Source organism: Bifidobacterium leontopitheci (assembly GCF_009193355.1).
Classification (GTDB): domain Bacteria; phylum Actinomycetota; class Actinomycetes; order Actinomycetales; family Bifidobacteriaceae; genus Bifidobacterium; species Bifidobacterium leontopitheci.
The window spans coordinates 1-8274 of the sequence record NZ_WBVT01000065.1; the positions used below are offsets into that span (position 1 = coordinate 1).

At 65.4% G+C, this 8274-nt stretch carries 3 protein-coding genes; 2 read left to right on the forward strand and 1 reads right to left on the reverse strand.

Annotated features, from left to right (window positions below; translation table 11 throughout):
* The first annotated feature begins 299 nt into the window (after positions 1–299).
* Positions 300–1568 (forward strand): glutamate-cysteine ligase family protein, encoded by a 1269-nt coding sequence (locus tag F7D09_RS10820; protein WP_152235497.1) that lies wholly within the window; start codon positions 300–302, stop codon positions 1566–1568.
* A 228-nt stretch (positions 1569–1796) separates the two neighbouring features.
* Positions 1797–2609, forward strand: a complete 813-nt coding sequence (locus F7D09_RS10825; RefSeq protein WP_152235498.1) for a peptidylprolyl isomerase — start codon at positions 1797–1799, stop codon at positions 2607–2609.
* Positions 2610–2873: 264 nt separating this feature from the next.
* Here F7D09_RS10825 and F7D09_RS10830 read toward each other — a convergent pair whose 3' ends face one another.
* The gene (locus F7D09_RS10830) at positions 2874–8006 is read right to left on the reverse strand and encodes an acyl-CoA dehydratase activase-related protein (RefSeq protein WP_152235499.1); all 5133 of its coding nucleotides are present in this window, start codon (positions 8004–8006) and stop codon (positions 2874–2876) included.
* Positions 8007–8274 lie beyond the last annotated feature (268 nt).

The window sequence follows — 8274 nt, forward strand, 5'->3', positions numbered from 1 at the left end:
GCAAACGCGCCGCACGACGCGCCACATGCTGAAGTCCCCTCCCACGCGTAGGTTTTCAAACAACACCACGCATGGTGCGAGCGTCAGCGTCGCCACTCAACCCATCAGATAAATAAACACGGTGGCGCCGCACGGACGCTGTTTTGTTAACAGTCATAACAATTGCCGGCGTCGATGGTCGGCCTGTGCCGAGGCCGTCGCCGTGACCGGCGCAACGGCACGAAAACGGCGTGCCGGTTATCGGTTTTTCGTATAACCGCGCCGCCGCGGCTTTCCCCGGCTGTGGGTACACTTGCCCCATGGCAAGAAGAATCACTTACGCGCACCTGCTCACCAAGCCGAATCCGAAGCATGTGGACAGCCTGCTGAAGTTCTTCGAGAACGGACGCTCGAAGCGCGGCACCGGCGGTTTCGGCGTGGAGATCGAACATCTGCCGGTGCACAACGGCGACGACACCGCGGTCAGCTACTACGAGCCGAACGGCATCGAAACGCTGCTCAAACGCATCGCACCCTACTATGACGCCGACAAGGAATACTGGGAGAACGGCCATCTCGTCGGCCTCGCACGCAAGGGCATCGCCGTCTCGCTCGAGCCGGGCGGGCAGGTGGAATGCTCGCTGGGCATCCTGAAGACCCCCGAGGAGCTGCTCACCATCTACCGCGCGTTCCGCCGCGACGTGGATCCGGTGCTCGACGAGCTGGGCTTCCGCCTCGTCAACTACGGCTACCAGCCGAAATCAAGCTTCGCCGACGTGCCGGTCAACCCCAAGGACCGGTATGACGCGATGACCCGGTATCTGGGCCGCGTCGGCCAGTTCGGCCCGTGCATGATGCGCTGCTCCGCCTCCACGCAGGTGAGCATCGACTATGTGGACGAGCGTGATTCGATCGACAAGATGCGGCTCGGCACTATCATCGGACCGATCCTCGCCTGGTACTTCCGCAACACGCCGTACTTCGAGGGCGAGCCGAACCCGTGGCCGCTGCTGCGCCAGCGCATGTGGGACTATCTCGACTTCCAGCGCACGAACGTGATCCCCGGCCTGTTCGATGACCGGTTCGGCTGGGAGGACTACGCCTACGACGTGCTCTCCACGCCGCTCATGTTCGCCGACCTCACGCACACGCCGGAAGCCGAGGGGCTGAGCGGCAAGGAGCTGCACCATCCGGCGTTCTACGAGAACGCGGCCGACGTGTATCCGGACCGCGAGCTCAACCCGTACGAGATCAACCACATCATCTCCACGCATTTCAACGACGTGCGGCTCAAGAACTTCATCGAGCTGCGCCATTGGGATTCGCTGCCGATCGCGCGCGCGGAGCGTCTCACCGAGATCATCGCGAGCCTGTTCTACGTGCCGCAGAACCGTGAGCGTTTGGAAAGCTACTTCGAGGGCACCCGCGAGGAGGACGTGTTCGAGGCGAAGGCGATGCTGCAGGCGCGCGGCGCGCAGGCGGCACCGTATGGCCAGCCGCTCGAGTTCTGGAAGGAGTTCCTCGGTCTCGAGGGGCTGCTCGCCGACGAGCCGGGCGACCCGAACCACCCGGACGTGTTCCAGGCGTGACGCCATCGCGCCCGAAGCGCACGTCACCCCCCACATTATCGCCATCAGCGCCGCCCGGGTTGCACCCCGACTGCTGCCCAATCCGTCACAGCGGGTAGCTACCCGCTGTGACAAACCGTGTGCATGCCAATGTTCATGCGCACAAAACTCCTTGCGTCACAGCGGGTAGCTACCCGCTGTGACGGATTGGGCAGCCGGCTGCCGGGCGCACGTATTATCATGGCGGGCATGACTCAGTCACAGCAGCATCGCGGCCTCCGTCCGCTCGCCATCGTCGTCGCGGCGGTCGCCGTCGTCACCATCGTCGTCGCGGTCGCGCTCGTCATGACGCAGCGGAACGCGGCATCCAAGCCGACGACCACGCAGACCACCGCGTTCCCCACGGTGAAGTTCGGCACGACGGTCGTGACCGAAGCCGAGTTCAGGCAGGCGCTGAAAACGCAACGCACGGCGGCCGTCAGCCATTTCAAACAGCAGTATGACGTCGACCTCAACGACGAGGACGCCGACTGGACGAAGACGTACGGCAGCGGCGACGAGCGGACCACGCCGGTTGCATGGCTCGTCAGGCAGACCGTCGAAACGCTGCGCACCCGTCATGCCGCCTACCTGGTCGGCGAGTCAATCGGCGACGTGCCGAACGACTCGTACGACGCCATCGTCGCGCGCATGAACGCGGCGAACAAGGCCAACGCACGGAAACGGTCGGACGGGAAGATCGTGTACGGCCGCAGCACGTACGACATCGACGTGTACCTCGACTACGAGCTGACCGCGCTGAAGAACAGCTACATCGACAACAGCGAGAACCCCGGCATGACGCTCACCGACGCGGACGTGCAGGCGTACTACGACGCGCACGACTGGACGGTCGAGGGCGTGGACGGCAAGGCGCCGCTGGCCGATGTGAAGGCCAACGTCAAGGTGCAGCTGCGCGAGGAACGCTACCGCGAGATCGTCGCGAAGAAGGCGGCGACGATCGACGTGTCCGGACTGCCGTGGAAGCGTCTGACCGCCTACACGCGCGCCTGGCTGGGGTGAGCCGGCTGGGAGCTGGTGCGAGCCGGCTGGTGGCTGGGGCGTGCGACCGACCATAACGTCACGTCCCATAAGGTCGCGTCCCATAACGTCACGCTGCTCGCCCTGTCTCAGTGACGCGCGCTGATGACCCCTTGGAATGACTGAGGTTTCGCAGGTGCGTCACTGTGCAAGGGCGTGCAGCGTGACGCACCTGCGAAAACCGTTGAAAACACTGGGGGTCTACAGTCACCATCACTGTGCAAGGGCGAGCAGAGTGACGGTGAATCAGTCGGCGGAGGTGAGCTGAGCCTCGCTCGGCTTTGCGCTTTCCGCGGTACCCGCTGCCCCGCCCTGAGCGTCGGCCTTCTCACGGTTCTTCTTTGCGGCGGCGATCATGAGCTTGATGCGGTTGAGCTGGTTCGCCTGCGAGGCACCCGGATCATAGTCGATGGAGACGATGTTGGCCTCCGGGTGCAGGCGGCGGATCTTGCCGAACATGCCACGGCCGGTCACATGGTTCGGCAGGCAGGCGAACGGCTGCGCGCAGATCACGTTCGGGCATCCCGTCTCGATCAGCTCGAGGATCTCGGCGGTCAGCAGCCAGCCTTCGCCAGCCTGCACACCCACGGACGTGACTTCGGCGGCCTTCTTGACCAGCTCGGGCATCGGCAGGTCCTGGCTGAACTTGCCGTGCGCCAGGTCGATCGCACGCCGCACCGGGTTGAGATAGCGGTCGAGACCCCAGCGCATGAGCGCGTACAGCTTCTGGTTGCCGCCCATGCCGAGATGCTTCTCGTTCCAGTCGGTGATGTACGGCTTGGTGGTCATGAACTCCATGATGCCGGGCACCACGGCCTCGCAGTCCTGCGATTCGATGACGTCGACCACGTGGTTGTTCGCGTCGGGATGATATTTGACGAGGATCTCGCCGACCACGCCCACGCGCACCTTGCGCGGGATGTCGCGCAACGGCAGCGCGTCGAACGCCTTGACGATCTCCTTGAGCAGCGTGTCGTACGGCAGGTATCCCTTGCCGATGGTCGCCTTCGCGGTCTTGGAGAAGCCGTGGTGCTCGATGGTCTCGCGCACGATCGTGTCCCACGTGCGGTACAGCTCGTTCGCGCTGCCGGGCGTGACCTCGTACGGGCGCACGCGGTTGACGCACTTGAGCAGCAGGTCGCCGATGATGAGCGCCTTGATGGCCCGGTGCAGCAGCGGCACGGTCGGCTTGAAGCCGGGGTTGTCCTCGAGTCCCTGCGTACTGAGCGCGATGACCGGCACCTGCGGGTAGCCGGCGTCGATGAGCGCCTTGCGGATGAGGCCGAAGTAGTTGGTCGCACGGCACATGCCGCCGGTCTGCGTGATGGCGAGCGCCACATGGTCGGGGTCGTACTTGCCTTTGACGATGGCGTCGACGAGCTGGCCGATCACGATGATGGCCGGGTAGCAGGCGTCGTTGTTCACGTATTTGAGGCCGAGCTCGATGTCCTCGCGGCTGGCGGTCTTCAGCAGGTCGAACTTGTAGCCGCCGGAGCGGATGACCGCTTCGACGAGCGACATGTGGATCGGGCTCATCTGGGGGCCGACGATCGTGTAGTCCTTCTTCATCGACTTGCCGAACGGGATCTTGTTCGCGTACTTCGACATGGTCGCCGAGTTGTGCGACTTCTTCTTCGTCTTGCCTGATTTGTCCGCCTGTGCGGCGCCGGCGGTCTTGCCTGTCGCGTTCGCCGCGGCCCTGCGCGAGGCTGCCTTGACCGCTTCGGTGAGCTTCGGATTGGCTTTCATGACCGTGTCGAGCATGACCTGGCGGCCGGGGGTGGGCGCCTGGGAGCCGGTGTGCCGGAATCCGCTGGACTTGGGTGCGGCGGGCTGCGCCGGTTGTGCGGCCGCTGCGGCGTCACGCTGCGCCTTGTCGACGGCAGCTTGGGCGGCGGCGAGCGTGTCCTGCGCCGCCTTGAGCTGCGCCTGCGCGGCGGCAAGTTCGGATTCGGCCTGCCGACGCTTGGCTTCGGAGGCAGCATCCGCCGGCTGGTCCTGCTTGTTCGGCACTGCGGCGGCTGCGGCGAGACGTCGCTTGTTGGCCTCGCGTTCCTCGACGGCGGCCTTGAGCGAGCGCAGGCGGATCTTCGCGGCGCCCAGGTTGGACACTTCGTCGATCTTGAGCAGCGTATACACGTCGGCCTTGTCGGCGAGGATCTCGGAGACCTGGTCGGTGGTGATCGCGTCGAGTCCGCAGCCGAACGAGTTGAGTTGCACGAGCTCAAGCCCCGGGTAGGAGGCGACGAAGTGCGCGGCCGCGTACAGGCGGGAGTGGTACGCCCACTGGTTGGTGACGCGCAGCGGCATGCGGGCGGCGGTCACCTTGCGGTCGCCGACGTGGCGGAATCCGGCCGCGTTCTTCTTGCGCGGATCCTCCTCGCCTTCGGCCAGGAACTCGGTCAGGTCGAGCTTCTCGCCCGGCTGCAGTTCGCAGATCGAATCCTCGGAGAGCACGACCATGCCGAGCGCGCAGATTGTCTCGGGGATGCCGTGGTTGATCTCCGGGTCGATATGGTAGGGGCGGCCGGCGAGCACGATGCCGCGGCAGTTGTGCTCCTTCATGTACGCGAGCGCCTTAAGGCCCTCCATCTGCACGTCGTTCTTGAAGATCTTGTCCTCGGCGTAGGCGGCCTTGACGGCGGTCTCGGCCTCCTCGCGCGTCACGTTCGCCCAAGCGAACTCCTCGACGATGCGGTCGACCATGAGCTCGTGGTTGGCGAGGTTGAAGTAGGGGCGCATGTAGCGGATGCCCTCGGCGCGCAGTTCGGGCATGTTCGCGCCGATCACCACCGGATAGTTGGCGACGACCGGGCAGTTGTAGTGGTTGTCCGTGTTGGGCACGAGGTTCTCCTCGTAGCTGACGCACGGGTAGAAGATCGTCTTGATACCCTTGTTGAGGAGCCACTTGATGTGGCCGTGCACGAGCTTGGCCGGGTAGCAGATGTTCTCGGAGGCGATCGACTCGATGCCCGTTTCGAACAGTTCGTGCGAGCTGCGGCCGGAGATCATCACCTTGAAGCCGAGCGAGGTGAGCAGCGTGAACCAGAACGGGTAGTTCTCGTACATGTTGAGCACGCGCGGGATGCCGATCTCGCCGCGCGTGGCCTTCTTGTCGGTCAGGCGGCGGTAGGCGAAGCAGCGCTTGTACTTGTAGTCGTACAGGTTCGGGCGGTCGGAGCGCTTCTTCTTCGCGTCCCCGCCGCGTTCACAGCGGTTGCCGGTCACATACCGCGATCCGTCGGCGAACGTGGTGATGGTGAGCTTGCAGTGGTTCTGGCACAGCTTGCACACGTCGCGTTCGCTGGTCATGGTCATGTTGTCGAGTTCGTCGCCGCTGAGAATGGAGCTGGCGGTGTGGTGCACGCCGTCGACGACGACCTCGCCCTCGTGCGCGGCCTTGTTCGGCGTGTCGCCTGCCGCGGACGCCTCGGCGGCGGCCGCGCCGGCAGCGGACGTCACGTCGTGGTCGTGGTCGTCGTCGGCGACGTCCACGTAATGCATGCGCGCGGTGAGGGCCGCTCCGAACGCGCCCATGAGACCGGCGATGTTCGGACGCGTCACCTCGCGGCCGGTCAGCAGCTCGAACGCACGCAGCACGGCGTCGTTGAGGAACGTGCCGCCCTGCACGACGACCGTGTCGCCCAGCTCGCCGGAGTCACGCAGCTTGATGACCTTGTACAGGGCGTTGCGCACCACGGAATAGCACAGGCCGGCGGCGATGTTCTCCATCGACGCGCCTTCCTTCTGCGCCTGCTTGACCGACGAGTTCATGAACACGGTGCAGCGCGAGCCGAGGTCGACCGGATGGTCGGATGCGAGCGCCGCCTTGGTGAACTCCTGGATGGTCATGCCCATCGACTGGGCGAAGGTCTGCAGGAACGAGCCGCAGCCGGACGAGCAGGCCTCGTTGACGGCGATCGAGTCGATGACGCCGTCGGTGATGGCCAGGTATTTCATGTCCTGGCCGCCGATGTCGATGACCGCGGTGACGCCGGGGCTGACCATTTCGGCGCCGCGGTAGTGGGCCATGGTCTCCACCACGCCCTCGTCCAGATGAAGGCCGGTGGTGATGAGGCCCTCGCCGTAGCCGGTGGCGCAGCTGCGGGCGATCCACGCGCCCGCCGGCAGTTCGCTCTGGATCTTCTTGACGATGTTGATCGCGGCGGTCAACGGGCTACCCTCGTTGTTCGCGTACGACGACCAGACGATCTCACGGTCGTCGTTGACGAGCGTGGCCTTGATGGTGGTCGAGCCGGCGTCGATGCCGAGGAAGTGCGGGCCGTGCGCGCCGGCGAGCGTGCCGACGTGGATGTGCTCCCTGTGGTGGCGCTCGTCGAACGCCTTGCGGTCGGCTTCGGTGGCAAACAGCGGCGGCATGGTGGGCGTGTCGACCGGCATATTCTTCAGGTCGTCCAGCGCCTGCATGATGTCGGTGCAGGTGCGCGGCTCGAAGTGGGTGCCGTCGACGTCGATGCCGTCCTTCTCGCCGGCGATGAGCGCCGAACCGTAGGCGACGTACAGGTGGGCGTCCTTCGGCACGATGAACTCGTCGACCTTGCCGGCGAGCGCACGGTGGAAGGCTTCGCGCAGCTCGCTCATGAAGAACAGCGGGCCGCCAAGGAAGATGACCGTGCCGTGGATCGGGCGGCCGGAGGCGAGGCCGGCGATGGTCTGCGTGGCGACGGCGGTGAAGATGGACGCGGCGAGGTCCGGCTTGGCGGCGCCGTCGTTGATGAGCGGCTGCAGGTCGGTCTTGGCGAACACGCCGCATCGCGAGGCGATCGGGTACAGGGTCTTGTAGTCCTTCGCGTACTCGTTGAGGCCGGACGCGTCGGTGTCGAGCAGGGTGGCCATCTGGTCGATGAACGCGCCCGTACCGCCGGCGCACGAGCCGTTCATGCGCTGTTCGGGGGTGGGCTTCAGGTACGTGATCTTCGCGTCCTCGCCGCCGAGCTCGATGATGACGTCCGCCTGCGGGTACTCCTCGTCGATGGCGCGCGTCTCGGCGATGACCTCCTGGATGAAGGGGACGTGCAGGTTGTCGGCGAGCGCGAGGCCGCCGGAGCCGGTGATGGCGAGGCGGACCGGCTCGTCGCCGCGGCCGAGGTCGACCAGACGGGCGTGGATGTCCTTGAGGAGCCCGGCGACGGTGGCGCGCACGTTGGCGTGGTGGCGGCGATAGTCGGAGAACAGCGTGTCGGCGAGCGCGTCGGATTGGTCGAGCACCACGGCCTTGACCGTGGTGGAGCCGATGTCGAGTCCCACGCGCAGGGGCTTGCCCGATGCCGCGGCCGCGCCTGCGTCAGGCGCAGTGTTCACGCGCGCGTTCGCAGCGCGGGCGGCGTCCGTGGTCACGTTCGATGCGGTGTCAACCATGTGTTCCTCTTAGTTCCCGACCTCCGGGATGGCGCCTCCCCGCAGGTGCCATGGAGCCGCCTCGGACGGCTGGCAGGCACGCTGCGGACGGCTTCGCCCGGCTACTTCTTCGCGTTAGCTTAGTCCGACCACCTGCCCAAGGCGGTGGGTGTCCGGGTGATTTCGCTCACAGAAAGCATATTTCCCTACGGTTTTCAAGATATTGACGGGGGCTGTCCCTTATACACAATTGACGCTGCCGACGCTCGCATCAATGTAACTCTGCGTG

Coding starts and splice junctions, on each gene's coding strand:
- F7D09_RS10820 (WP_152235497.1), top strand. CDS start 300: ATGGCAAGAAGAATCACTTACGCGCACCTGCTCACCAAGCCGAATCCG.
- F7D09_RS10825 (WP_152235498.1), top strand. CDS start 1,797: ATGACTCAGTCACAGCAGCATCGCGGCCTCCGTCCGCTCGCCATCGTC.
- F7D09_RS10830 (WP_152235499.1), bottom strand. CDS start 8,006: ATGGTTGACACCGCATCGAACGTGACCACGGACGCCGCCCGCGCTGCG.